The 26169-nt window shown below is 61.7% G+C and carries 22 protein-coding genes, 1 tRNA gene and 1 pseudogene; 5 read left to right on the top strand and 19 right to left on the bottom strand.

Features of this window, described 5'->3' with window-relative positions; translation table 11 throughout:
• Window positions 1-5: 5 nt before the first annotated feature.
• Entirely contained in the window at window positions 6-1232 is a 1227-nt protein-coding gene (locus QKW60_RS03965; protein ID WP_282366610.1) for a DUF2254 domain-containing protein, read from the bottom strand.
• A 132-nt stretch (window positions 1233-1364) separates the two neighbouring features.
• Between QKW60_RS03965 and QKW60_RS03960 the strand changes: the two genes are divergently transcribed.
• Together QKW60_RS03960 and QKW60_RS03955 are read left to right on the top strand one after the other, a co-directional pair.
• Window positions 1365-2504: an AI-2E family transporter gene (locus QKW60_RS03960; protein ID WP_282366608.1), complete on the top strand. Its 1140-nt coding sequence runs from the start codon at window positions 1365-1367 to the stop codon at window positions 2502-2504.
• Window positions 2505-2590: 86 nt separating this feature from the next.
• Window positions 2591-3082, top strand: a complete 492-nt coding sequence (locus QKW60_RS03955; protein ID WP_282366606.1) for a hypothetical protein — start codon at window positions 2591-2593, stop codon at window positions 3080-3082.
• 876 nt (window positions 3083-3958) lie between these two features.
• Here QKW60_RS03955 and QKW60_RS03950 read toward each other — a convergent pair.
• The 7 genes from QKW60_RS03950 to QKW60_RS03920 are packed head-to-tail and all read right to left on the bottom strand — an operon-like array spanning window position 3959 to window position 11196.
• Window positions 3959-5161, bottom strand: a complete 1203-nt coding sequence (locus tag QKW60_RS03950) for a mandelate racemase/muconate lactonizing enzyme family protein (RefSeq protein WP_282366604.1) — start codon at window positions 5159-5161, stop codon at window positions 3959-3961.
• A complete protein-coding gene (locus QKW60_RS03945) occupies window positions 5161-6069 on the bottom strand; it encodes an NAD(P)-dependent oxidoreductase (RefSeq protein ID WP_282366603.1) in 909 nt (302 codons plus the stop codon). The genes QKW60_RS03950 and QKW60_RS03945 overlap by 1 nt, the downstream gene beginning before the upstream one ends.
• Window positions 6069-7571, bottom strand: coding sequence for an aldehyde dehydrogenase (locus QKW60_RS03940; protein WP_282366602.1), 1503 nt, complete (start codon window positions 7569-7571; stop codon window positions 6069-6071). The genes QKW60_RS03945 and QKW60_RS03940 overlap by 1 nt, the downstream gene beginning before the upstream one ends.
• Before the next feature lie 17 nt (window positions 7572-7588).
• Window positions 7589-8395, bottom strand: a complete 807-nt coding sequence (locus QKW60_RS03935) for an ABC transporter permease (RefSeq protein WP_282366601.1) — start codon at window positions 8393-8395, stop codon at window positions 7589-7591.
• Complete coding sequence (locus QKW60_RS03930; RefSeq protein WP_282366599.1) at window positions 8382-9149, bottom strand: ABC transporter ATP-binding protein; 768 nt, start codon at window positions 9147-9149, stop codon at window positions 8382-8384. Before QKW60_RS03930 ends, QKW60_RS03935 begins: the two co-directional genes overlap by 14 nt.
• A 58-nt stretch (window positions 9150-9207) precedes the next feature.
• Window positions 9208-10203, bottom strand: a complete 996-nt coding sequence (locus QKW60_RS03925) for an ABC transporter substrate-binding protein (RefSeq protein WP_282366597.1) — start codon at window positions 10201-10203, stop codon at window positions 9208-9210.
• A 30-nt stretch (window positions 10204-10233) separates the two neighbouring features.
• Complete coding sequence (locus QKW60_RS03920) at window positions 10234-11196, bottom strand: dihydrodipicolinate synthase family protein (RefSeq protein WP_282366595.1); 963 nt, start codon at window positions 11194-11196, stop codon at window positions 10234-10236.
• A gap of 217 nt (window positions 11197-11413) precedes the next feature.
• On the opposite strand from QKW60_RS03920, the gene QKW60_RS03915 reads away from it, so the two are divergent.
• Window positions 11414-12451 carry a GlxA family transcriptional regulator gene (locus tag QKW60_RS03915; RefSeq protein ID WP_282366594.1) on the top strand — a complete coding sequence of 346 codons (1038 nt, stop codon included), beginning with the start codon at window positions 11414-11416 and terminating at the stop codon, window positions 12449-12451.
• Between the two features lie 218 nt (window positions 12452-12669).
• Here the strand turns inward: QKW60_RS03915 and QKW60_RS03910 are convergent, their stop codons facing one another.
• Entirely contained in the window at window positions 12670-13482 is an 813-nt protein-coding gene (locus QKW60_RS03910; RefSeq protein WP_282366593.1) for an SDR family oxidoreductase, read from the bottom strand.
• A 12-nt stretch (window positions 13483-13494) separates the two neighbouring features.
• The gene (locus QKW60_RS03905; RefSeq protein WP_282366592.1) at window positions 13495-14364 is read right to left on the bottom strand and encodes an SDR family oxidoreductase; all 870 of its coding nucleotides are present in this window, start codon (window positions 14362-14364) and stop codon (window positions 13495-13497) included.
• A gap of 108 nt (window positions 14365-14472) precedes the next feature.
• Here QKW60_RS03905 and QKW60_RS03900 point away from each other — a divergent pair, with 108 nt between their 5' ends.
• A complete protein-coding gene (locus QKW60_RS03900; RefSeq protein WP_282366591.1) occupies window positions 14473-15417 on the top strand; it encodes an AraC family transcriptional regulator in 945 nt (314 codons plus the stop codon).
• A gap of 411 nt (window positions 15418-15828) precedes the next feature.
• Here the strand turns inward: QKW60_RS03900 and QKW60_RS03895 are convergent, their stop codons facing one another.
• From QKW60_RS03895 to QKW60_RS03870, 6 genes are all read right to left on the bottom strand, one after another.
• Window positions 15829-17253 (bottom strand): gamma-aminobutyraldehyde dehydrogenase, encoded by a 1425-nt coding sequence (locus QKW60_RS03895; protein ID WP_282366589.1) that lies wholly within the window; start codon window positions 17251-17253, stop codon window positions 15829-15831.
• A 22-nt stretch (window positions 17254-17275) separates the two neighbouring features.
• Complete coding sequence (locus QKW60_RS03890) at window positions 17276-18082, bottom strand: ABC transporter permease (RefSeq protein ID WP_282366585.1); 807 nt, start codon at window positions 18080-18082, stop codon at window positions 17276-17278.
• Window positions 18072-18998 carry an ABC transporter permease gene (locus tag QKW60_RS03885; RefSeq protein WP_282366584.1) on the bottom strand — a complete coding sequence of 309 codons (927 nt, stop codon included), beginning with the start codon at window positions 18996-18998 and terminating at the stop codon, window positions 18072-18074. Before QKW60_RS03885 ends, QKW60_RS03890 begins: the two co-directional genes overlap by 11 nt.
• A complete protein-coding gene (locus QKW60_RS03880; protein WP_282366583.1) occupies window positions 18998-19990 on the bottom strand; it encodes an ABC transporter ATP-binding protein in 993 nt (330 codons plus the stop codon). The genes QKW60_RS03885 and QKW60_RS03880 overlap by 1 nt, the downstream gene beginning before the upstream one ends.
• Window positions 19991-20147: 157 nt before the next feature.
• Window positions 20148-21308 carry an ABC transporter substrate-binding protein gene (locus QKW60_RS03875; RefSeq protein ID WP_282366582.1) on the bottom strand — a complete coding sequence of 387 codons (1161 nt, stop codon included), beginning with the start codon at window positions 21306-21308 and terminating at the stop codon, window positions 20148-20150.
• Window positions 21309-21457: 149 nt separating this feature from the next.
• Window positions 21458-22351 carry a LysR family transcriptional regulator gene (locus QKW60_RS03870; RefSeq protein WP_282366581.1) on the bottom strand — a complete coding sequence of 298 codons (894 nt, stop codon included), beginning with the start codon at window positions 22349-22351 and terminating at the stop codon, window positions 21458-21460.
• 296 nt (window positions 22352-22647) lie between these two features.
• Here QKW60_RS03870 and QKW60_RS03865 point away from each other — a divergent pair.
• Window positions 22648-23169: pseudogene (locus QKW60_RS03865) on the top strand (tyrosine-type recombinase/integrase); the annotation flags it as partial.
• Between the two features lie 20 nt (window positions 23170-23189).
• Here the strand turns inward: QKW60_RS03865 and QKW60_RS03860 are convergent.
• The 3 genes from QKW60_RS03860 to glpX form a co-directional block, all read right to left on the bottom strand.
• Window positions 23190-23264: transfer RNA gene (locus QKW60_RS03860), tRNA-Glu, on the bottom strand.
• An 81-nt stretch (window positions 23265-23345) separates the two neighbouring features.
• Window positions 23346-25088, bottom strand: coding sequence for a single-stranded-DNA-specific exonuclease RecJ (gene recJ, locus QKW60_RS03855; protein WP_282366579.1), 1743 nt, complete (start codon window positions 25086-25088; stop codon window positions 23346-23348).
• 85 nt (window positions 25089-25173) lie between these two features.
• Entirely contained in the window at window positions 25174-26139 is a 966-nt protein-coding gene (glpX, locus tag QKW60_RS03850; protein ID WP_282366577.1) for a class II fructose-bisphosphatase, read from the bottom strand.
• Between the last annotated feature and the right edge of the window lie 30 nt (window positions 26140-26169).

Here is a 26169-nt window from a genome sequence, read left to right as displayed (position 1 = left end):
AAAAATCACTTCAGCGCGGTATCCGGCAGAACGGCGCGCACGGCGTCAAGATCGGCAGGCATGTGTCCTGCGCGTTCCATTTGCTGCAGAAGTAGGCGGGCATGCGCCTCAATGGCCCGCCTGCCGTTTAGTGCCGCAACTGCATGTAGCCGGCAGAGGGCGCGTGCCAGACCTTCGGCCATCAAGACGTTACCGGCTGCCGCACGCCGTAAGGGATGGTAGGCCGTGTTCAGAAGCATGGGAAAGGTGGCGCCCGGAAGGATCACGCGCGTCCGCCCCTCCGGGTCACGCAATACCTCTGGCCGCGGTTCCGAACTGGCAATTTCGGCCAAGGCGCCAGACAGCATGTCGGACACCGCCAGCGCTGTGAACGTGTCGTTCACACCGGGCGAAAGCGCCCGAAGTGCAATCTCGACCATCAGATTGATCGAGAAATGTACGGTACCTGTATCTGACCGCGCGGGCTCCTGACGCACCGCCTTGCACAACGCGACGTACGACTCATCACTGAGTGGGCGATTCGCACTCAGAACATCGGTATCGGGTAGCAAATAGTCACCCTCGCTCCGTTCCGCTTTTAGTATGAGGTCATCCTTTATGGCGGTCGAAAGCAACGCGGACCGGTCGAGGCGTGCCAGATAGCCGGTGTTGTCGACCGCAACCACAGGCGAGAATTCGTTGTCGCCTGGCAGATCGTCATCGCCGCCGCTGTGGTGTTTGAGGCGTGCCAGCCGGTCCTTAAGCCGCTGCGCGATCTGTGCCAGTTCATCGTCTATTGACACCGACTGCGCCACCGTTCGGACAAACCAGATCAACTGCACGACCGACGCAGCGGCAAGAAGACCTGCAACGAAGGTGGCGATCCGGGCGGGCTCCTTGCCTGATGTTCCGAGAACGATCAGCGCATAAAGAAACGTTCCACCAAGCAGGCCGGCGGTGATCTGATTTGCGCGTTCAGTGGTAAAGCGTTTCAGTAATCGGGGGCCAATGCTTGACGCCGCAAGCGTGAAGACGACGAGTGTCAGGGAATACGCCAACGACAGGGCCGTCATAGCCGCGGTGGCCACCGCAGAGAGAATTGTCCGCGCCTCTGCGGGCGGCAGCGGCAGCAACCAGCCCGGTGTGCCGACCACGCGCTCGAATACAACAAGTCCCGCGCCGCTCAGGCCGATCAAGATGGCAATCGATGCCGGCACTGTCAGGAGCGCCGTGAAAGGTGTCCGCCAAGTCATGGCCTCAGTTCGTCCCCCATTTTTGTATCAACGCCTCTCATCCGTTCCGGTTCCCGGTCGCAGTGATGCGACGGAACCAAATGGTGCGTCGCGCGTTATGGCGCATGGCGCTCAGCGCTTGGGGGAATTGGGATGAGCCGACAGTCCGAAGCCGAAAAAGACGCGCAGCGAGAAGCGATTGGCAAGAATATTGCGGCTATTAGGCGATACGTGGCCGTAGTCGCTTTCATCAGCGCCGGTATGGCGCTTTACTTTGCAAAACAGATGGTACTGCCGTTTTTGCTTGCCATTCTCCTGGCACTGACGCTGAGCCCGGTGACGCGGGCATTGGCCAAGTATCGTATCCCGCCCGTTGCGACCGCACTCGTTCTGATCAGCGCTGTGGCACTTGCGGTTGCCAGCGGCGCGCTGATGCTTAGCGGGCCGGTTTCGGAATGGATCGAGGATGCGCCGAGAATCCGCTCTGAACTCGAATCCCGCCTCAGTTCGGTTACTGAATCAATCCGTTCGGTCAAGGATGCGTCCCAACAGGTTGAGGAAATCGCGGAAACGGCATCAGATCCGGATGTCGTCAAGGTCGCCATAGAACAGCCCGGTATCGTGACTTCGACCGTATTGGATATAGCGTCCTTCGCGACAACCTCTGTTGTCGCGCTGATCCTCGCACTCTTCCTGCTGGCCTCAGGCGACATGTTCTATGTGAAACTGGTGGAGGCATTCCCCCGCTTTGGTGACAAAAAGCGGGCATTGAAGATTGCTTACGGGATCGAGCAAAGCATTTCGAATTATCTGCTGTCGATCACACTCATCAATGCAGGACTGGGGCTGACCGTCGGCACCGGGCTCTGGCTTATCGGTATGCCGCAGGCGCCGGTCTGGGGGACACTAGCCTTTCTATTGAATTTTCTCCCCTATATCGGCTCGGCGGCGGGTATCGCGCTGTGCGGAGCCGTCGCGCTCGCGAGTTTTGAATCGCTGGGCCACGCCCTTCTCGCGCCGCTGTTCTACTTTCTTGCAACATCGGTCGAAGGGCAATTCGTGACGCCGGTCATTCTCGGCCGGCGGCTTGAATTGAATGCCGTTTCAGTTTTTTCGACGGTAGTTTTCTGGGCATGGATCTGGGGTTTTGCCGGTGCGCTGACTGCTGTTCCCTTCCTCGTCTGCCTCAAGGTGACCTGCGATCATCTGCCCGGGCTGTCGGTCCTGGGCAGTTTCCTCGGTTCTTCCAATATCCGTGGTCGCTACGATCCGCTGCGTAACGAAGAGACGTAGCGTCACTGCGGAACCATCGTGATCCAGTGGCGTTGACCACACGACGGCTCACTGACGCCGCCGAGAAACAGTCTAGGAGCAACAAAATGTTCACGACCCCGACCCGAGGCATCATCACTGCCCTCGTCCTTGCTGCCACCGCAATGCCGGTCGCGGCCGAAACCATCGTGCGCGATGTCGAAGTCACGGCCGACATGGATGCGCTTCAAAATGCCGAGGCCGCGGAACGCTGGACAAATCTTGCCGACGACCTCGAAAATGCAATTGTTGCGAACCTCGTAGGTATGACGGGCGAGGAAGGCGCGAAAGTCCTGATCGATATCGATGAGGTCGAGCTCGCAAACAGTTTCCAGTCTGCGATGGGCGTGGCAGATTCCCGTCTCGTTGGAGACGTCGCTGTGACTCATGACAGCGACAACACGAAGTTCGACGCCTACAAGCTGACCGTTACCTTTGAACAGGCCGGCCCGTTCTTCCTGCCGGGAACTGACCTTACCGCAATCACCACCGACAGTGAGGAGTACTACGACGGGATGATCGCTGCATTCGCGGACCACGTCGTGCAAAAGCTCAAGTAAATTAGCCGTCGGTTACTGTACTCTAACAAAGCCCGGGCGATACCGTCCGGGCTTCACTTCTGGAAGCCAAGCAAACCTTCGCAACCTCAGCCGGGACTGCGAGGAGATTTATGAATTGCCAAAAAATAGAAGTGAATGAAGGAAACGGAGTAAGCCTTCGATGGTTGACGCCTAAATTTCGTGATCCACCAAGCGAAGTGATCCGCAGTAGAGCTTCGGGAAACGTTCAATCGAATTTGCTAGAGTAACGAAGCCTCCTCGCTTCATAGCCAGAACATGACGATTGAAGAGAGTAGGCGCAGGAGAGGAAGGCATTCGCGCACCTATTGTAGCGGATCGCGATCCTGCGCCAGTCGGTCAGCCGCGGAACGTGATCTCGATCCTGTTGTGTCTGCAGTAGTGTCTGATGGGCTTACCGTGCGACTTTCAGCCCGGAATCCACGTATGTACCCCTTGTTTTTCAACTCGACCTGTCCCGGGCCGACGCCGCCGCAATGGACGTCAGCAAACGCTGGCGCGACTACATTGCAAACTCGCTGGAGCGGATGCTCGACACGGAAAACATACTTGGCAGCTTTTTAGTGGCACTTGTCGTGACCCTGCGGTTTCTGGCGCGACCGCGACATCGACTAAATCGGTCTCGTCGATGCCTCACTAAACTTGGACTACCACCTAAACCTATCGGAGGGTTTCGGCAGAGGGCATCAACGCGAAACGGAAACATCAGGCGACTGCAGTTTCGGCTATAAGCTCCGGCTTTGGCGAGACTTCTGCACTCCCTACCAACGGCAACTCCGGGGAAGCTGCGCCACAGCATCGAACCCGGTCGCCAAGGTCGTCTTTGGGCGGACTTCCACAACGCTATTCCGCTTGTCGTTAGTCTGACCAATAGCTGTCAGGGGGAGGACCATAGTCCAGCAACGCGCAGGAATAGACGGCGGTTTCGTCGAACGGATAGCGCGCTTCCATGTCTGCCGTGAGTGTCAGGCCGAGTCCGGGCGCTGTGGGGCGCAGGAGTTCACCGTCTACGATCCGCGCCTGGTCGCCCATCATCTCGCGCCCAAGCGGGAAGTCGAGCATGGGGAACTCGACGAGCTTGCCGCCCGCCGCGAAGGCGGCGTGGTAGGAGGCCATGATCGCCGCCGCGCCACCCCAGGCATGGACGACCACATCGGTGCCCTTTGCCTTGGCCGCCGCGAAGACGTCCATCACCGCCGTAATCCCGCCCATGACCGAGGCGTCGGGCTGGACGAAGTCATAGACGTCGTTGTTCAGCCGCTCGATCATCTCCTTCGGCGTGGTGATGATCTCGCCGCCGCAAACCGGCACGTCAATGCGGGCACGCAGTTCCTTGAACCCTTCGGGCGCATCGGGACCGATCGCCTCCTCGACGAAAACCATGCGGAAATCGGTCTTCGCATGAACGGCCTCGACGAAGCCCACCACATCGTCCACAGCCTGCGGCGGATCGGCGAGGTTCTGGCACATGTCGACGCCGACCTCGATCCCGCGCCGCCCGGCTTCCTCCAGCACCCAGGCGGTGCGCAGGATGTCATGCTTGACCGAGCGAATCTTGAAGATGGTGATGCCGAGGCTCTCCAGCAGGTCCAGTTCGCGCAGGAACTGTTCCTTGTGGTCGCAGCAGCCGCCTGAACCATAGATACGGATTGCGTCGGCCTTCGGCCCGTCGCTGAGAAGATCGTAGACGGGCTTGCCAAGGGACTTGCCCTTAGCATCCCAGAGCGCGATCTCAAAGGCGGCGATGACGTGGCGGGCAGCCCCCTGCAATGACCAGTAATCGCAGAGCGACCGCAGATCCCGGACCCGCGCGGCGATGTCGAACCCGTCCTTGCCCATGACCTGCGGCGCGCAAAGCTCGACGATGGACTGGAAGACCTTGGGCGCGAAGACGGCGAGGTAGCCTTCGCCAAGTCCGGTCACGCCGTTGTCGAGCGTCACCTCGACCATGCCGATGGTGCGCTTCGGGCCGTTGGGAAAGCATTCCTTGATCTCGGGATCGTCGGCATCGGCGTAGGGCGAGGACAGGAGTATGCAGCGGATATTGGTGATTTGGTGCATCAGTAGCCTCTGGCGAAATCAATAAGCCCGCGCAGCGGTTCTCCGGCGCGGAACCGGGTGAGGTTGTCGAGGAACCAGTCGATCTTGCGGTCGGTCTCCTCGGCGAAACCACCGCCGGAATGCTGCGTGAGGATGGTGTTCGGGGTGGACCAGAAGGCATGGCCCTTCGGCAGCGGTTCGTCGCGGGTGACGTCGATCACCGCGCCCGCAAGGCGGCCTTCTGTCAGGGCCTCGGCCAACGCCGTCTCATCGACGAGCGAGCCGCGTCCAAGATTACAGAAAACCGCCCCCAGCGCCATCCGCGCGATCCGCGCGGCATCAAACAGACCGGCGGTCTGCGGCGTGTGCGGCACGGTCGCGACAACGATGTCGGCGTCGGCCAGGGCTGCGTCGAGCGCCTGTTCCGTCCAGTCGCGGCCAAAGGAGGTGATTGTGCAGCGGAACGGCGCCAGCAACTCTGCCAAACGCCCATTGATCGCCCCGCGTCCGAAGAGAACCGCCCGCGCCCCGGTCAGAAGCCGCAGCTCCGCCCGGATCGGGTCGCCGACCCAGTCGCCCGCCGCCCTGAGGCCCGTCAGCCGGTCGATCCCCCGGCATAGCGCGAGGATGCCGGCAAGGGCGGTTTCGGCCACCGGATCGGCGAAGAACCCGGCGAGGTTTGTCACCTGCGCTGGCCCGCCGGGCCGCGACCAGTCGAGCCCGGCATATTCTCCGAACCCGACCGATTCCAGCTGCAGCCATCGCAGGCTGGCATTGGCCGCGATGGCCTCCGGTTCCTGATTTCCGAACACGATGGGCGCATCGCAAGGATCGGCCGGATCGCAGAGCCGAAGCGTCGCGTCTTCGGCCCCGCGCCTGAGACGGACCTGTTGCGCCTCGGTCAGTGGAACACAGACCGCGATGTCCATCAGGCAGCCCCGGGCTGAGAGGTGCAGATCCAGATTGTCTTGGTCTGAAGGTACTGATCCATCGCCTCGGCCCCGTTATCGCGTGAGAGGGAGCCTGACTTCCTGTAGCCGCCGAAGGGCGTGGTGACGTTGCCCTCGGAAAAACCGTTGACCGAGACGGTGCCGCAGGGCAGCCGCCGCGCCATGTGGATCGCGCGGTCGATGTCGCGGGTGAAGACCGAGGCGTGCAGGCCGTATTCGGAATCCCGGGCGATCTGCAACGCCTCGTCCATGCCCTTGACCGGCAGGATGCCGAGGACCGGACCGAAGATCTCCTCGCGCGAGATCGTCATGTCAGGTGTCAGGTCCGCGAAGACGGCTGGCTGGATGAAGCAGCCCGGCCCGAAGGCGTCGCCGCCGGTCAGAAGACGCGCGCCTTCGGCCTTGCCCTTGCCGATATAGGACATGACCCGATCCTGATGCTCGGCGGTTACCATCGCGCCGATCGATGTTTCGGGGTCCAGAGGATCGCCGACAAAGAAATTCTTTGCCCGGGCGATCACCCGTTCTGCGAAATCCTCGACCAGAGTCGCGTCGACCAGTTGCCGCATATTGGCAGAGCAGTTCTGCCCGCCGTTCCAGAAGGCCGACATGGCGGCGTGTTCGATAAGGTCGTCATTCAGATCGGCATCGTCGAGAACGATGAACGGGCTTTTCCCACCCATCTCCAGCCCGATGACCTTAAGGTTGCTCTCACCCGCATACCGCAGGAAATAGGCGCCGACCTCGGTCGAGCCGGTGAAGGAGACGATGTCGATATCGGGGTGCCGACCGATGGCCTGCCCGGTCGTCTCTCCAAGTCCGGGCAAGACCGACAGGGCACCGTCCGGCACCCCGGCCTCGCGCGCCAGTTCCGCCAGACGCAGGGCTGTGAGCGGTGTCTGTTCAGCAGGTTTGACGATGCAGGAGCATCCCGCGGCGAGCGCGGGCGCGAGTTTCCATGCCGCCATCAGTAGCGGAAAGTTCCATGGGAGGACTAGGCCGACGACGCCCGCCGGTTCCTTGACGATCAGCGCGAGGTTTTCCTCGCCGGTGGGCGCGACCTTGCCAAAGCTCTTGTCGGCGAGTTCCGCATACCACTGGAAGAAGGTCGGCACTTCGTTGCCGATCTCGTGCAGGCAATCGGTGATGGTCTTGCCGCTGTCGAGGCTTTCGAGAACTGCCAGCTCCTCACGATGCTCGCGCACCAGATCGGCCAGTTTCAGAAGGACCGCCTTGCGACCTTCTGGCGCCGCGCGTGACCAGGCGCCATCGTCAAAGGTCCTGCGTGCCGCTACGACCGCCCGGTCGACATCCGAACCCGTCGAATGGGCGACGTGTGCCAGCGTCTCGCCTGTGGCCGGATTGATCGTGGCAAAGGTCGCACCGTCTGAGGCGTCGCGGAACGATCCGGCGATGAAGGCGCGGGTTTCGGGTTTGAGGCCCGACGCGATTTTCTGCGCCTGTGCTTTGGTCAGAGACATGAAAACCTCCGCTTCTGTCAGTGAGTGGTCCGGCGGACCGAGATGTGCCAGGGGATGAGCAGCCGTTCGGCGAGCGTCACGATTCCGAAAAGGCCGAGCCCAAGCAGCGTCAGGAAAAAGATGCCGGCGAATGCAAGATCGGGCCGCATGTTGCCGGTCACGATCTGGATGTAGAAGCCAAGCCCCTCGTCCGATCCAATGAACTCGGCAATCGCAGCGCCGACGGTGGCGTTGATCGCGGCGTATTTGAACCCGACGAAGCATTGGGGCAAGGCGGCGGGCAGTCGGATCTTCAGGAACGTCGTCCACGCGCTCGCCCCGGTGGAGCGGGCGAAGCGGGTCAGTTCCTCGGATAGTGAGTTGAAGGCGAGGATGGCGTTTAGAACGATCGGGAAGAAGCACACGAGGAAGACGATGATCACCTTGGGCAGAAGGCCGAAGCCGAGCCACGAGATGAACAAGGGCGCGAAGGCGATCTTCGGCACCATCTCGATACAGACAAGGAACGGATAGATCGTGCGCCGCAGGATCGTCGAGAAGGCGATGGCCAGACCGATGGGCAGGGCAAGAACGATAGCGACGACATAGCCCAGCACCGTCTCAAGCCCCGTGACATAAGTGTAATAGAGAAGCCGGTCGAGGTCAGCGGCGCCTTTCTGCACGATCAGCGAGGGCGGCGTCAGGATATAGCGCGGGATGTCGAACCAGACGACGGCATATTCCCAGAACAGGAAAAAGCCGATGAAGAAGGCGATGAACATCCACGACCGTACAATCGTGTCGGACGCACGCATCAGCAGGGAAGGTTTGTCAGATGACGCCATAATTGCGGAAAATCTCCTGTGTTTCGCGCACATAGGCGGTGAACTCGGGCGAGCTTTTGACATCGAAGTCGCGCGGGAAGGGCAGGTCGATGTCGATGATCCGCTCGATCCGTCCGGGTCTTGGTGTGATGACCGCGACGCGGGTCGAAAGCTGGATCGCCTCTTCGATCGAATGGGTGACGAAAACCACCGTGGGCCGTTTCTGCATCCAGAGCGATTGCAGGTCCTTGCGGATGTTTTCACGCGTCATCGCGTCGAGTTTGCCGAGGGGTTCGTCGAGAAGCATCGTTTTTGGCTTGTGCACCATCGCCTGACAAAAGGCCGCGCGTTGCTGCATGCCACCGGACAGTTCGTGTGGAAAGCGCTCCTGAAAATCCTCCAGATGGACCGAGCGCAAGAGTTCCTCGACATCGTCCTCCCGGCTGGCCGGGTCGATGCCGCGCATCTCCAGTTGCAGGTCGATATTGCCGCGCACGGTGCGCCAGGGGACCAGCGTATTGTCCTGAAACATGATGCCGATATCGGTCTGCGGTCCGGTCACGTTGCGGCCCGCGAGTGTGATTTCGCCCTTGGTGATGCCCAAGAGCCCCGCGATCATCAGCATCAGCGTTGACTTGCCGCAGCCCGAAGGGCCCAGAAGCGAAATGAATTCGCCGTCTTCGATGGTCATGTCGACCGGCCCAAAGGCATGCACCGCTCCAGCGCCGGAGCCGAAGACTTTCGTCACACCGGCGAGATCAATCAGGGTCGACATGTCCGATTTCCGTTGATGAAGGCGCCGGGGGCAGGGAGCGCGCCCCCGGCGCAATAGGTCACTCGATGAAGTCGTTGGTATAGAACGACGCCGGATCCGCGTTGGGATCAAGGTCGTTGTATTTCTTCATCAGGGCAACCATGCCCTCCCAGTCGGACGCCACGTTCAGACCGATCTTTCGGTCGGTATTGGCGTTCGAGTAGAGAAGGCCCAGCGTTACGTCGAGCACGGCACGCGACTGCGCCTTGCCCTCGTCCTCGGCCATTGTGCCGCCGACGATATCGGCCATGGCGTTCACCGCGGCATCCGGGTCTGCCTCGGTCGCGGCATAGGCTTTCATCGTCGCGCTTACGAAGCGCTTCACCAGATCGGGGTTGTTCGCGACAAGGTCCTTGCGGGTCGAGATGCAGTAGCCGACCTGGTTCACCCCAAAATCACTATAGGGGAAGATCACCGGCGCCTCGCCGCCATTGGCCTTGATTTCGGCCGGCTTGTCGTCAATGCCGCCCAATATGCCGACAGCGTCGCCCGCGCCTTGCAGATAGCTCGACACCAGCGCGCCGTCAGGCACGTTCGTCAGGTTGATGTCCTCTGCCTTCAGCCCGGCATTGGCCAGAACGATCGGAAAGAAGGTGTTCACACCGGCATTCGCCGTGGTCAGCAGCTTCTTGCCCTTCAGATCGCCGATTTCCTTCACGCCGCTGTCGGGCCGGACCAGGATCGCCTCGGACCCCATCGCGTCGATCACGCCGACCGAGACGATCTCGGCCCCCTGCGAGGCGAGGTTCACAAGCGCGCCGCAGGACCCGTAGGCAAAATCGCTGTCGCCGTTGGCCACCAGCCGGTGGGCCGACGAAGACCCGTTGCCAGAGCGGATATCGAGGTTGATCCCGGCATCCTTGTAGATGCCCATATCCTTGCCGTAGGCGAACCCGGCATGGGAGCCATAATACATCCAGTTCAGCCGCAGACGCACATCGTCCTGGGCCATGGCCGCCCCGGTGAACGCGGTCAGCGTCACGGCAGCGGCAAACAGTGTTTTTATCTTGGTCATTCCAGTCTCCTCCCTAGAAGTCGTTGCATTTCACTTTTCAAGCAATCGCGGCACGCCGATGGCTTTCATCATGGCGTGGCAGCGGTCACGGTAAAGTTCACGGATATCGCGCGTCGGCGGGCGGCAGCGGCTCGACGGCAGGCCGATCAGCTCCATGCAGAGCTTGTCGAGATAGCCGTCGCCCGACGTGTAGTTCTGTTCGATATCGACCCAGAGCTTGTAGAAGGGCATGCCTTCCTCAACCAGCATCCGGGCGATCTCGGCATAGTTTCCGGCCTTGACCTCATCGACCAGCTTGATCCCCCATTCCGGCCAGAAGTTGCAGTGATGCACCTCGAAGGCGCGGGCGCCGAGCGCGGGCATGGCGCTGACGGGGAACAGAAGGTTGTTGTCGATGATGGTGAAACGGTCCGAGAAGTTCGACGTCACATCCTCGAACTCCATCGCGTCGGTGCGGGGCGTCGCCCATTTCAGACCGACGATATTGGGAATCTCAGCCAGCCGTTCGATCATGCCGAACGACAGGCTCTGGCTGGTCCAGAACGTATTGTAGATGATCAGCCCCACACCCGGTGCGGCCTCGGCGGCGGCGCGGACATAGTCTTCAAAATCGGCTTCGGTATGAGCGAAGTAGAAGGGGCAGGACACCTGAATGAACGTGGCTCCCAGTGCCTCGGCCGCCTTGGCGAGCCGCACCAACTCCAATGTCGATGTCGTCTGTGCGCCCATCGCCACGGGTGCGGCGCCGCCGACCTCGTCCACCACGATTTCGGCCACGCGGATGCGTTCGTCGAAGGTCATGGTGGAAAAGTCGCCCGCCGCGCCGCCGGCAAGGAAGGTCGCGTAATCCGCCGTTAATCCGGCATCGACGAGAAAGCGCACATAGGCCCGCAGAGCCGCCTCGTCGATCTCCATCGCCGCGGTATCCCGGAATGGGGTCGGGATCGTTACGTAACACCCTTCCAGAGCTTTTTTCATCTTATCCGGCGTCACGGTCGATCCTCGTTTGATAAGGCACAATTCTTCCACATACGGAGAGCACGCAGGTCATCCGTCGCGAACCGAAAGGTCCTTTTTTTGATTTTCAGGATCAGGGTTACGACACGCGGTGTTTCCCCGATGCCCCAGTCTTGCGCCCTCTCGTTCGCATTGATTGATAATTCTAGCCAACGAGTTGATTTTTTCGGCCAAATATCGTCAATCTGTCGGGATGAGCACACTTGTTTCATCCGCCGCCATCCCGCAGTTCAATTTCCTTCTGCAGCCGGAATTTCCGCTCAACGCGCTGATTCTGGCCTCCGATGCGCTTCGGATCGCGAACCAGAATTCCGGTGCCGAGCTGTTCCGCTGGTGCTATGTCAGCGAAACGGGCGCACCCGTCCGCGCCTCCAACCAGATGTGGTTCGCGGCCGATCACGCGCTCGACGATATGCCGCGGGCGGATGTCTATCTGCTTTTCGAAGGGAACCTGCCCACGCAGAACATCTCTCGCGCGCTTCTCGGCCGTCTCCGCGAAGCCGGGCGTTATGGCGCGATTGTGGGCGGCATTGACACCGGTGCGTTTGCCCTGGCGCGGGCGGGGCTGAGTGGAACCGAGACCGCCCCTGAAACGGTGGTGCATTGGGAGGCAGAGGCCTCCTTCCGCGAGGAGTTCCCGGCAGCAAAACCCGAGGACCGCATCTACCGCATCTCCGGCAACCGCGCCCATTGTGCGGGCGGGGTAGCGACGCTCGACATGATGCTTGATCTCATCACCCGCTTTCACAACGAGGCGCTGGCCAATGAGGTTGCCAATGCCCTGATCCACACCCGCCGCCCGTCCGAAACCGAACAGCGTGGCGACACGGGCGTCGGGTCGAAACAGGCCAGGCAGGCCGAGCGCATCGTCAGCCTGATGGAACAGAACCTCGATTTTCCGCTGGGCTTGCAAGAAATCGCAGAGGCAGTCGGAATGCCGGAACGGTCTCTAGTACGAATGTGCCGCCGGATCTTCGGCGAATCCCCAATGCGGCTCTATCTGCATATCCGGCTACAGGCGGCGCGGAACATCCTGTTTTATGAGGAATATTCGATCAAGGACGTGGCTCTTTCCTGCGGGTTTTCCTATCCGGCGGTTTTCTCGCGGGCATTCAAGCAGCAGTTCGGCCAGACCCCTCGCGCCTTCCGCGCCACCTTGCGCGACCGGCAGCGGCAGGGAATGCGCCCCGAAATCCGACGTTTGATCACTTCGTCGGAGCGCACGGCGTGAGCTATAAGCGCGGTTCAACCCAACGATGTCACAAGCGCGACGAATGGCCGGTGTGGTGAAGCTGCTCTGCAGTGCTTGACGATACGATCAAAGTCCGCATTAGCCCGGTTGCCGACATGTCCGCTGGCGGCCCAAAGCCGCCCTCCGATTCACGCCTGCTATGCCGCAGCGCAGCTTCCCGAAAGCGGACCTTGCTGTCGCTGAGATTTCGCAAAACCTTACGTCTTCATCAGCTGCTTGATCCCGCCGATGAAGGTAGAGTCGTCCTGTGCCTTGCGATTGTCCAACAACTCCACTGCATCCGCACCTGCCCGGTAACGGAGGCGGTGACCGGTTTCATTGGCCGCGTCCCAGATAACCTCTGCAACTGTTCCAGGGTCGGATGGGCTGGAAGCCAGCTTTCCAAATACCCGCCCCATGGATTCGGCCATCGGCGCGTAGTCCGCAAGGTCCTCATCCATGGCGAAGTCGAAAGAACTTCCGCCAAAGTTGGTCTTGATCATACCGGGTTCGACAATGCGGACATGGATACCAAGCGGTTCAAGCTCATAATGGAGCGCTTCCGATAAACCTTCGACCGCGAACTTTGTCCCGTGGTAGAGCGTGCCGAGCGGGAATGTAATCTGACCACCGATGGACGAGATGTTGATGATCGTACCGGCCCGCTTCTCCCGCATGTGCGGCAGCAAGGCCTTGGTCACTTCCATCAGGCCGATCACGTTGGTGTCGAACTGACGTCGGATACGATCCATCGAGAAGGCTTCCAGCGCACCATAGGCGCCGTAGCCCGCATTGTTGAGCAGGACGTCGATCTGGCCAAAACGGTCAATGGCGGCAGCCACCGCATCATTGATCGAGCCCGCGTCGGTGACATCAAGGCGCGCCACATGGACGTTGTCCAGACCGGCCAGGTCACCGGCGCTGTCGGGGTTGCGCATGGTGGCGACAACGTTCCAGCCGGTGGCTTGAAAGTGTTTCGCGGTGGCCTCTCCAATGCCCGACGAGGCTCCGGTGATCAGAATGGTTTTCATGGAAAGTCTCCTTCAGGCGTTGAGCTTGAGCATGTCTTCGATGCCGAAGTTGGTCATGATGTTGCGCGTCACATCGTGCAGCACGTCGTTGTACCGCTCGATCTGCGGGCCAACGCCAACGTGATCGACAACGGTGCGGAAGGGCTTTTGCCCAAATGGCATTTTCAGAAGATCGACGACGGCTTCCGCGATCCGCTCAGGGCGTTGATCGGGCGTCGCCTTTAACATCTCGGCCAAGCCGGTGGCGGACATTGCGGGTACCGCTGCGAACTCCCCAAATTGCGCCTCGCGGTCCGGGTCTTTGGGTGCGACCATGCCGTTGAAGAAGGCAGTCGGCATGGCCCCGGGTTCGATGATGCAGGACTCAATCCCGAAGCCGGACAACTCGGTCCGATAACATTCGACAACCGCTTCCAGCGCCCATTTCGAGGCCGAATAGGTCCCGTAGAACGGCGTCGCGATCCGGCCGATCAGGCTGGAGGTATAGAGAACCGTCCCCCGCCCCTGCGCCCGCATACGAGGCAACGCCGCGCGCATGACGCGCTGCACGCCCATAACGTTCACGTCGAAGACGCGGGCCATGTCCTCGGGCGACATCAACTCCTGAATGCCGTAGGAGCCGATCCCTGCATTGTTGAACAGGACGTCGAGACAGCCAAGGTGTTCGATTGCCTCTGCAATACCACGCTCGGTACTGGCCGTGTCTGTCACGTCCATTGCGATGATGGACGCCCCCGCCGTCTCAAGCTCTGCAACTGTGGCGGCGTTCTTTCCCTCGCGGCTTCGGACACTTCCTGCAACCTGATAGCCTTTATCAAGCAGCGCGAGCGCAGTCGGCTTTCCAAACCCACCTGCGATGCCGGTGATCATGACCTTTTGCATGTCGGTCTCCTCCATTACGATATGATCACGTTAATCGCAGAGAAGGCATCATTCTTTCATATTTAGCCGTAATACTTGCCTTATCCTCCAGATTTAAGGATTCGTGTTATGACAGTGAGGGTGGGGGTGCTACAGATAAACGGCATATTGGAGGCCAACGAAATGAACAGCCGAAACCTGTTGTCGCAAGTTACAGCGTTGCTCGATCAGGCAGGCGTCGCTGAGGGCGCAGTCCATCATGCGCACAGCGGCACCCACCTGCTGCGGCATCACGCGACGACGGACCTGAATGCGACCGTTTATCGGCCCCTGCTCTGTTTGGTCTTGCAAGGGGCAAAGCAGGTGGGGTCCAGCGCCAAGACACTGAGTGTCCGAGCCGGGCAGTCGCTGATCGTCAGCCATACTCTGCCCGTGATCTCGCGGGTCACAGAGGCCACCCCCGAGGCGCCCTACACGGCGCTGGTGTTTCCTCTTGATCTCGATCTTCTCAGGTCGTTAGCCCCTGCGGTACCTCCTGTCTTGAACGGACCGTCCTCCGATCCGTTCTCGATCTGCCTGTGTGACACCGATCCCGGCTTGGACGACGCGCTTTTCCGTTACTACCTTCAATGCGAGAACCAAGAGACGCGGCTGTTGTTGGGTTCGATCACGGCCCGCGAGATTCACGCTCGGCTCCTGATCGGGCAACATGCTCAGGTCCTTCAACGACTACTCTGGCATGAAAGCACCGCCAGCCGCATCTATCTGGCAACGCGGGATATTCAGGCAAATCTGCAGGAAGCCATCGTAGTAGGGGAATTGGCTCATCGGGTCGGGATGAGTAACTCATCGTTCTTCGAGCAGTTCAAAGCGGTGACCGGAACGTCGCCGCTTCAATACCAGAAAGACCTGCGCTTGCTGACGGCCAGAGACAACCTGCGGACGAGCAGCGCCAAGGTTTCAGAAATCGCTTTTGCTGTCGGCTATGAAAGCTCAGCACAATTCTCGCGAGAATACTCGCGCAAGTTTGGCAAATCGCCCCGGCAAGACCGCGAGCTTGAGTCTGCCGATTGAGGCTATGTTCCCGGTCCAGAACGGACATTTAGCGGGTGATCGTGATGCTGCGGCCCCACTCCGCATTGCCGACCTTGGCTGCGCGAACAGGCTGCCTCGGTGATCAGACCCGCGCTCGCCGTCGCGAAAGAAACACGACCAGCGACCAAACGGCGATCCGTGATCGGCCCAAAGCTGTCCTCCGCTTCACACGTGTCATGCCGTAGCGCAGCGCGTATTTCTGCACACTCGCTCCACTCCCGTGATCCGAGCTCAGTGGAGGTTCTGGAGTGGGGAGGAACTGTATTTCCTTGTGTCAGTCAGCAGATGCCAAGACGACACCCGCCGAGCCTGCCCAACCCTCGGCGGTCTTACAGGCAAAAAACGGAGTGCGACTTGAGTCGTGTCGGTCCGGATGCCGGGGCTGAACGGTTAGTGCTTCACCATCACATGCCGCACCACTGTGTAATCCTCGAGTGCATACATCGACATATCCTTGCCGTAGCCCGAGCTTTTCAGCCCGCCATGCGGCATCTCGTTCACCAGCATGAAATGCGTGTTCACCCAAGTGCAGCCGTAGCGCAGCCGGGCCGCTGTGGACATGGCGCGGCCGATATCCCTGGTCCAGATGGATGAGGCGAGGCCGTAGTCGCTGTCATTGGCCCACTGAACGGCCTGATCGACCTCTTTGAACGGTGTGACCGAGACGACCGGCCCGAAGACTTCACGCTGGACGATCTCGTCTTCCTGACGTGCGCCGGCAATGACCGTTGGCGTGTAATAGAAGCCGTTATCGCCATGCGTCCTGCCGCCCGTGGTGATTTCGATATGCTTCAACTCGCGCGCACGCTCGACGAAGCTTGCCACCCGGTCGCGCTGGCGGGCCGAGATGAGGGGGCCGATCTCGTTCGTGGTGTCATCCGCCTGCGCGTAGGCGATGCCGCTGACGGCAGAGGTCAGATCGGCGACGAGGTTTTCATAGGTCTTTTCGGATGCGTAGATGCGGCAGGCGGCGGTGCAATCCTGCCCGGCATTGTAATAGCCGAAGGCGCGGATTCCCTCCACCACCTCGGTCAGATCGGCGTCATCGAAGACGATGACGGGGGCCTTGCCGCCCAGTTCCAGATGCGTCCGCTTGACCGATTTCGCCGCGGCCTGAAGCATCTTCTTGCCCGTCGCCACATCGCCCGTCAGCGAGATCATGTCGATGCCGGGATGGGTGACGAGCGTATTGCCCACCGTCTCGCCCCGCCCGGTGATGACGTTCACCACGCCCTTCGGGAGTTCCTCGGCGAGTATGCGCGCGAGTTTCAGCGCCGTCAGCGGAGTTTGTTCTGAAGGCTTGAAGACCACGGTATTGCCGCCCGCAAGCGCGGGCGCCAGCTTCCACGCCATCATCATCGCCGGATAGTTCCAGGGCGCGACCGAGGCGACGACGCCGACCGGATCGCGGCGGATCATCGAGGTGAAGCCTTCCATGTATTCACCGGCCAAGGGCCCATGCATATTGCGCACTGCGCCCGCGAAATAGCGGTAGGTGTCGACGATGGCGGGAACCTCGTCGCCGATGGCGGCATTGATCGGTTTACCGCAATTCTGCGCCTCGAGCGCGCCGAATGCCTCGGCATCGGCTTCGATCCGGTCGGCGATGCGCAGCAGTGCCGTCGAGCGTTCGGCGGGGGTGGTGCGCGACCAGCCGTCGAAAGCCTCATTCGCGGCAGCGACGGCGGCCTCGACCTGATCGGCCGAAGCTTCCGGCAGGTCGAGGATCGTCTCGCCCGTGCGCGGATTGAGGATCGCCTCTGCGGCGCCGGTGCCGCCGGTGAACGTGCCGTTGATCAGGAATTCAGTGTCCATGTCAGATACCTCGCAGGTCGGATCATTTGCCGCCCCCGGCGGTGTCGGTGCCGCCGCGGGTCAGGTAATAGGCGCCCAGAATGGGCAGGAAAGTCACAAGAACGACGACCATCGCCACGACGTTGGTCACGGGCCGCTGGCGAGGCCGCACCAGTTCCTCCAGCATCCAGATCGGCAGGGTCTGCTGCTGACCGGCGGTGAAGGTCGTCACGATCACCTCGTCGAAGGAAAGCGCGAAGGCCAGCATCCCGCCCGCCAGTAGCGCGGTCGAGATATTCGGCAGGATCACGTGCCGGAAAGTCTGGAACCCATTCGCGCCGAGATCGGCAGAAGCCTCGATGAGGGACCCCGAAAGCCGCCGGAACCGCGCGACCGCGTTGTTGTAGACGACGACGATGCAGAAGGTGGCGTGACCCAGCACGATGGTCAGAGTGGAAAAAGGGATCTCGCCCAGGCTGAAGGCCGAGCGCAGCGAGATGCCGGTGATGATGCCGGGCAGCGCGATAGGCAGGATGACCAGAAGTGACACCGCCTCGCGCCCGAAGAACTTCGCGCGGCTGACGGCGGCGGCGCAGAGCGTGCCGAGCACCATCGCGACCACCGTCGAAATCGCGGCGACCTTCAGCGACAAACCGAGCGCCGCCCAAACATCGGGCCGGTTCCAGGTGACGGCGAACCATTTCAGCGTCAGGCCCGGGGGCGGCCACTGATAGGACCGGTCCTCGGTGGTGAAGGCATAGACGAAGATCAGCAAGAGGGGCAGGTGCAGGAAGGCAAGCCCCGCGAAGGCCGCGATCTGCAATGCGATGGGCGCGCGGTCAGAGTGCATCGAACGCCCCCTGTCGTTTGGCCATCCAGAGATAGAGTCCCATGATCACGATGGGCACGACCGCGAAGGCGGCGGCCAGCGGGATATTCCCGGCTGTGCCCTGATGGGCATAGACCGCCTGCCCGATGAAAAGCCGCGACGAGCCAACGATCTGGGGGATGATGTAGTCGCCCAAAGTCAGCGAGAAGGTGAAGATCGAGCCCGCGATGATCCCCGGCATGGCGAGCGGCAGGATCACATGCCGCAAGGTCTGGCCGGGCCGCGCACCAAGGTCGTTCGACGCCTCGAGAAGGTTCGCGGGCACCCGTTCCAGCGCTGCCTGAACCGGCAGGATCATGAAGGGCAGCCAGACATAGAGAAAGACAAGGAAGGTGCCGATATAGCTGACCGATAGCGAGCCCCCGCCAATGACCGGCAGGGCAAGGATGGCGTTCAGGGCTGCACTTGCGCCCACTCCATCGACGGCCCAGGTCAGGATACCCTCTTTGGCGAGGATCAGCTTCCACGCATAGACCTTGACCAGATAGCTCGACCACAAAGGCAGCATCACGCCGAGATAGAAAAGCGCCTTCATATGCCCCTTGGCGAAGCGTGCTGCATAATAGGCGATGGGGAAGGCGATGACCGCGGCGGCGAGGGTGACGGCGGCGGCCATCAGCGTTGTGCGCAGGATGATGTCGAAATTCGCCGGGCGCAGCAGTTCGGCATAGGTCTTCAGCGTGAACTCGTAATTGATGAGGCCCGAAAACTCATCGATGGAAAAGAAACTCTGCACCAGAAGTGCTGCGAGCGAGCCGATATAGATAACGCCGAGCCAGAGAAGCGGCGGGATCAGGAGGACCAGCAAAAGCGCTCCCGGTCGCCTCCAGAAGAGGTCGGACAGACGCGCGGCGATGCCGGGTCGGACAGCCTCCATCACGCTCCCTCCATCCGGTGCATTGCGGTGGCCGTCCAGTTCAGTCCGACGGTTGCGCCTTCGGCAGGGGCATCCTGACCGGCGGGAATGGCCACGGTAAGTTCGTCGCCGCCCACATCCACTGTGACCCGCTTGACGGCGCCAAGGTAGCGGACCGTGGTGACGGTTCCCGAAAGCCTGCCCGATCCGCCTTCGATCGCTTCCATCGCCTCTGCCCTCAGGCTGTGCCACGCCTCCGGCCCACCCGCCCTGCGGCTGAGCGCTGGCGAGAGGACGTTGGCCGAGCCCACGAAATCCGCGACGAAACGTGTGCGGGGGCGCTGGTAGATATCCTCGGGGCTGCCTTCCTGCACGATACGTCCATCGTTGAAGACAGCGACGCGGTCGGCCATCGACAGCGCCTCACCCTGGTCATGGGTGACGAAGACGAAGGTGATACCCAATTGCCGTTGCAGCGCCTTCAGCTCGTCCTGCATCGCCTCGCGCAGCTTGAGGTCAAGCGCGCCGAGGGGTTCGTCGAGCAGAAGGACACGCGGGTGGTTCACCAGCGCACGGGCCAGCGCCACCCGCTGGCGTTGCCCGCCGGATAGCTGCGCAGGCTTGCGGTCTCCGTAGCTGTCAAGCTTGACGAGTGCGAGCATCTCTTCCGCGCGGGCGTGGCGCGTTCGTTTGTCGATGCCCTGAACCATCAGCCCGTAGGCGACGTTGTCGCGCACGCTCAGATGGGGAAAAAGCGCGTAGTCCTGAAAAACCGTGTTCACCGGGCGGCGGTTCGGCGGCAGATCTTCCGAGGTTTCGCCGAAGATACGGACATGACCCGCCGTAGGCCGCTCAAAGCCCGAAATCAGCCGCAGGCAGGTGGTTTTGCCCGATCCGGACGGGCCGAGCATGGCAAAGAAACCACCTTCCTCAATGGCGATAGAGACGTTGTCCACGGCGCGGACCGTGCCGAAATGGCGCGAGACGTGATCGAATTCTACGGCGTAGGACATTGGCTATTCCGAGATGCAAGGGCGGCGTTCTTCATCGGACCCCTCCCCCTTGTTGGGGGAGGGAAGTGCGAAGGGAAAATGCGGGTTGAGTGGTGGCGATCCGTGCCACACTTACCCTCGCCGGATGGAGACAACGGCCGGAAGGCCCCGGTCGGGATCAGCGACCGCCAATCACGCCGATATAGTCAGAGACCCAGCGGTAATAGGGCACACACGCCCCTTCACCCTGTGAGCAGTTGGAGACCGGCGTGGTCCAGAAGCGGATCTTCTCGAAATCAGCCAGACCGTTGGCGTCGCAGCCTTCCTGGTTCTGCATTCCGCGCCCGTCGGAGCAGGCGGCAGGCACGGAGGGCACCGCACCGAACCAGACCGAAAGGTCGGATTGCAGGTTCGAGGCCAGCGAATGCTCCATCCACATATATGCGCAGTTCGGATGGGCGGCATCGACATGCATCATCGTCGTGTCGGCCCAGCCAGTGGCCCCTTCCTCGGGCACGACCGAGGCGATGGGCTGGCCTTCGCTTTGCAGGATGTTGACCTGGAACGGCCAGGAGCCGGAGGCGACAACACCTTCGTTCTTGAAGTCGTCCATCTGGATGAAAGCGTCATGCCAGTAGCGGTTCACCAATTCCCGCTGTCCGCGCAGAAGATCGAGTGCGGCCTTGTACTGGTCCTCGTTCAGCTCGTAGGGCGAGGTGATGCCAAGCTCAGGCTTGTGCGCCATCAGGTATTGCGCCGCATCGGCAATGTGGATCGGCCCGTCATAGGCCTGCACCCGGCCTTTGTTCGACTGTCCATCGGGTAGGGTCATCTCTTCGAAGACCACGTTCCATGAGGTCGGCGGCGTGTCGCCAAAGGCGTCCTTGTTGTACATCAGCACGTTCGGGCCCCACATATAGGGCGTACCGTAATGGGTGCCATCGACCGTGTGCCACGGTGCGTCTTTCAGACGGTCGTCAACCGAAGCCCAGGATGGGATCAGGTCCACATTGACCGGCTGCACCCGCTTGCCGGCAATCAGACGCAGGGAGGCGTCACCCGAGGCGGTGACGAGGTCGAAACCGCCCTCGTTCATAAGCGCCACCATCTCGTCCGATGTGTTGGCGGTCTTGACGTTGACCTTGCAGCCCGAGGCCTCCTCGAACTTCGTGACCCAGTCGAAGGCGGCGTCGGTTTCACCACGTTCGATGTAGCCGGGCCATGCGACGATATCGACCTGACCCTCACCGGCGCCGATCTCGGTCGCCATCTGCGCCAGAACAGGCTGCGCGGCGATCAGCGCAGCAGCACTCGCGGTCACAAGAAAGCGTGCGGACATCCCATTTCTCCCTGATTGCTGTGTTAACGCGCGCGGATTTTCCGTCTTCGCGGATTGGGCAAAGTCTGCCCTCCTGCGCGATTTTCGCAAACTCAAAATTCAGAAGAGTGTTATCGGTTTTACCGATATCCCTAGTGCAGCGGCTCAAATCAGAACGAGCTTTGCGCCAGCCGCACGAAATCTCGGGTGATTTCCGACAGGGGGGCTCCGCGCCGCCAGGCCATGCCGACCTGCACCGTTGGCAGATCGCCAGAGACATCGCGGATCTCGATCCGGTCGCCTTCCAGCGACCATGGCCGGTAGATCAGGTCGGGTAGAATGGCGAGCCCGACGCCGGTCGCGACAAGGCTGCGCACCGCTTCCACCGACCGGGTGCGGAACGCGACCTCCGGCCGAGCTCCGAGCGAGGACATGAGCCGTTCGGTGCTTTCCTCGATCTCCTCCAGCGACAGCATGATCAGCGGTTCGCGGGCGACCTCGTCAAGTTCGATGGCTTCCTTTGCAGCCAGCGGATGGCCAAGCGGCAGCCAGAGCCGCATGGCCGAGGCCGCGATGCTTTCGACCTGAAAGGCGTGGCGGTTGTGCAGGTTCGAGACCAGAAGGAAGGCCACGTCTATCTCGCCCCCGATCAGCAGGTGTTCGAGATATTCGCCGGAATCCTCGATCGCCGAAATCGTCACTGCGGGAAAGGTTCGCCGGAACCGCGACAGGGTCTCGGCCAGCCCATAGCCTGCAACGAGCGAGGTAACCCCGAGCCTCAACTCCCCCGTACGATCGGCCCCCTCGATCTGGAAGGCGCGGCGGGCGTCCGACACGTCGTCCCGGATCTTCCGGGCGTGACGCAAAAACTGGTGGCCGGCATTGGTGATGGCGATCCCGCGTGCGCGGCGTTCAAAAAGCGTGATCCCGAGATCGGCTTCCAGCGCCTTTATCGCTTCGGTCACCGAGGACTGTGAGATGGCCAGGGCCTTGGCAGCACCCGACACGCTGCCATGCTCTGCGGCGGCAACGAAGAACTGAAGCTGTCTGAGGGTGAATGCCATTCCAAGTCCGCTGATTCACAGCCCAAGAGGCGTCGCCACTTGGACAGGTTGGGAAACTATGTCCTTGTTAAGCGTCGTTGTGAACTCCTTGTAGTCCCGAAGTTCCCAACCGGCGAGCGTCGTCAGTTAGCGCGCTTCACAAGTTCAATGCCCGCATTCCGCTCTGCGGTTTATGCTGAGACCTTTGAACTGCAGATCTGAGGCGGTTCTCGCGAAGATCACGCAGATCCGATGGGGTCGGTACTTGAGCTGACGCCGAGGTTGACCGCTTCCTTGCCCGTCATCCGGTAGGATCGAAGGCCCGTCTTGTGCTCTTGCTGGCGCTGAATACAAGCATATCCCGGCAGGACTTGTGTCGCGTCGGTTGGCAGCACGCCAGCCAAACCGAGGGCGGGGCGCGCATCGCCTATCGGCGCGCAAAGACCTCCGTGGCGGCTGACCTGCCGATCTTGCCCGATCTGGCCGAGGAATTGGCCAAGGTGCCGAAAGACCGGCTTCTGTTCCTTACGCAAGATGCCCGTCATATTGGTTACATGCCCGAGACGTTTGACAATTGGTTCCGAGGTCGCTGCAAAGAGGCGAAAGTGCCCGGCTCCCTTCATGGATTGCGCAAGGCGGGTGTTGCTCGGCTTGCAGATGCGGGTGCCACGAATTGGGAGATCGCCTCCTTTCTCGCGCACAAGCATACGAAGCAGGCTGACACTTACACAAAGAAGGCGAACCGGGCGAAACTGGCAGATAGCGGGTTCGCCCAGCTAGCGAGCGTGTCCACCCTATCCGACGCGCTGGACGGAAAAGCGGGAAAATCCCATGAATAATAATGTCTTACATGGAGAAGTGGCAGCCCGTAGGGGAATCGAACCCCTCTTTCCAGGTTGAAAACCTGGCGTCCTAACCGATAGACGAACGGGCCACGTTTGGCGTGCGGCGGTGTTTAGGCGGTTGCGGGATGACTCGCAAGAGGGTTTTTGTAGAATTTTGCGCAAAACCAAGATCAACGTTGCGCTGCATCTTCCAGCCTGAGCTGCGGTCGCGAGCGGCCCTGCCAATGGTTCAGTTCAAGCCGCCCTGCAAGGTGAAATCGCATGCCGCCGTGATTGTCGAGAAGGGGACCGAGGGGACCGTCAAATGCACCGAAGGCGATGGCGTCGATTGGGGCCGACATACCGTCGGAGAAACTGATCTTCAGATGGCTTTCTCCGACCCGCCGCGCATGAGTGATCACCATATCAGCAAAGGCGAAACGGGGGGCGGGAGCGCCCTGACCAAAGGGGCCTGCGCGCTCGATCTCCTCAATCAGGCCCGGCGTCACGGCGCCGGGCATCAAGAGCCCGTCAAGACGCAGGTCTCGCGGGCCCTGACGGTCCGCACCTTGCCGGGCGAGCAGATCCGACAGCCGTTCCATCGCCGCCTTCAGCCGGTCGCGGTTCACCGTCAGTCCCGCAGCCATCTTGTGGCCACCACCCTTTACCAGCAGCCCCTCGGCGGCTAGACGCTGGATCGCAGCGCCAAGATCGACGCCTTCGACCGAGCGGCCCGAACCCTTGCCCTCCTCTCCCTCGAAACCGATTACAACGGCGGGGCGGTTCGTCGCCTCCTTCAGCCTTGCCGCGACGATACCGACGACACCCGGGTGCCAGCCGTCATCGGCTGCCCAGACAAGGGGCTGGTCGAGCCCCCGCGCTTCGGCTTGCGCCAGCGCCGCGTCCCGCACCCGGTTCTCGATCTCGCGCCGTTCGGTGTTGAGCGCGTCGAGCCGCTCGGCAAGCGCCGTCGCCTCATGCGGGTCGTCGGTGGACAACAGCCGCGCGCCAAGATCGGCGGCCCCGATACGCCCGCCCGCGTTGACACGGGGCCCGAGGAGGAAGCCGAGGTGATAGGGCGTCGGCGCCCGGTCCATCCGCGCGACATCGGAAAGCTTCGTCAGCCCGATCCGCTCGCGCCGCGCCATCACTTTCAGCCCCTGCCGCACCAGCGCCCGGTTGACGCCGACAAGCGGCGCGACATCGGCGACGGTCGCGAGTGCCACGAGGTCGAGCATGGCCATAAGGTCGGGCCCCTTGACGCCGTCCTCGCGCAATTGCCGATTGGCCTCGACCAGCAGCAGGAAGACGACGGAGGCGGCGCAGAGATGGGCGAGCGAGCTATCCTCGTCCTGCCGGTTGGGGTTCACCACGGCAAGGGCAGGGGGCAGGGTCTCGGCCCCCAGATGGTGGTCGAGTACCACGACATCTGCCCCCTTCGCCGCTGCGATGGGGTCATGGCTGAGGGTTCCGCAATCGACACAGAGGATAAGGTCATGATCCCGCGCCAGCGCCTGCATCGCGGGAATGTTGGGGCCGTAGCCCTCGTCGATCCGGTCGGGAATGTAGAGTGTAGCCTGCCGACCCATGGCGCGCAGCCAGGTGATCAGAAGCGCGGCGGAGGAGCCGCCATCGACATCGTAGTCGGCGAAGACCGCGATCTTCTCACGGCCCTTCACCGCTTTCAGGAACCGGCTTGCCGCCGCCTCCATGTCCTTCAGTTTGCGCGGATCGGGCAAGAGGTCGCGCAATTGCGGTTCAAGGTACGCCGACGCTTCCGCAGGCGCCACGCCGCGCGTCACGAGCACGCGGGCAAGTGCCATGGGCAGGCCGGTTTCCTGCACCATCGCCTCGGCCAGACGGTCAGCCTCCACCGAGGGGCCGACCCAGCGGCGACCGGTCGCAGACTGCTCGACGCCGAGAAATGCGGTCATGCGCCTCCTGATGCGGGCCATCCGGCCCCGCCTCGACTTCCTGGTCCATTTAAGCCGGCGCGGGACTTAGCGCCGGGCCGCTCGCTCAGCGGATCGGGTTACGATAGATCATGCGGCGCACAGAACCGGTCTTCGACCGCATCAGGATCGTCTCGGTCTCGATGAAGTTCGGTTCGCGCTTCACGCCGCGGACGATGGAGCCGTTGGTGACCCCGGTCGCGGCGAAGATCACATCGGCGCGCACCATCTCGTCCCGCGCATAGATGCGGTTCAGGTCGGTGATGCCGGCCTTGGCGGCGCGGCCCCGTTCGTCGTCGTTTCGGAACAGCAACCGGCCCCAGATCTGCCCGCCCATGCATTTCAGCGCCGAGGCCGCCAGTACGCCCTCAGGCGCGCCGCCCGAGCCCATATACATGTCGATGCCGGTGATCTCGCTTTCGGCGCAGTGAATGACACCGGCGACATCGCCATCGGTGATCAGCCGGATCGCGGCGCCGGTGGCGCGGATCTCGGTCACGATATCCTCATGCCGGGGGCGTTCGAGGACGCAGACGGTGATATCGGTCGGCTTGCACTTTTTGGCCTTGGCGAGTTCCACGACACGCTCAGTCGGGCTCATCTCAAGGCTGACCACGTTCTTCGGCAGGCCGGGGCCGATGGCGAGCTTGTCCATATAGACATCGGGCGCATGCAGAAGCGTGCCGCGCGGAGCCATGGCGATGACGGTCAGGGCGTTCGGCATGTCCTTTGCGGTCAGCGTCGTGCCTTCCAGCGGATCCAGCGCGATATCCACTTCCGGCCCGTTGCCGGTGCCCACTTCCTCGCCGATATAAAGCATCGGCGCCTCGTCGCGCTCGCCCTCGCCGATGACGACAGTACCCTTGATGTCGAGGAGATTGAGCTGGTCGCGCATCGCGTTGACCGCAGCCTGATCGGCGGCCTTTTCATCCCCGCGCCCGATCAGTCGGGCGGAAGCATGGGCGGCAGCTTCGGAGACGCGGGCGAGGCCCAGCGAAAGCATGCGGTCGTGAAATTCCTGGGCGTCGGCCATTGTCTGTCCCTGTAAGATCGGTTTCAGGCA

Origin of the sequence: Albidovulum aestuarii (genome assembly GCF_029961185.1) — a bacterium.
Lineage (GTDB): Bacteria > Pseudomonadota > Alphaproteobacteria > Rhodobacterales > Rhodobacteraceae > Albidovulum > Albidovulum aestuarii.
Note: the sequence above shows the minus strand (reverse complement) of the source record. Positions and strands in the feature narration are given on the sequence as shown.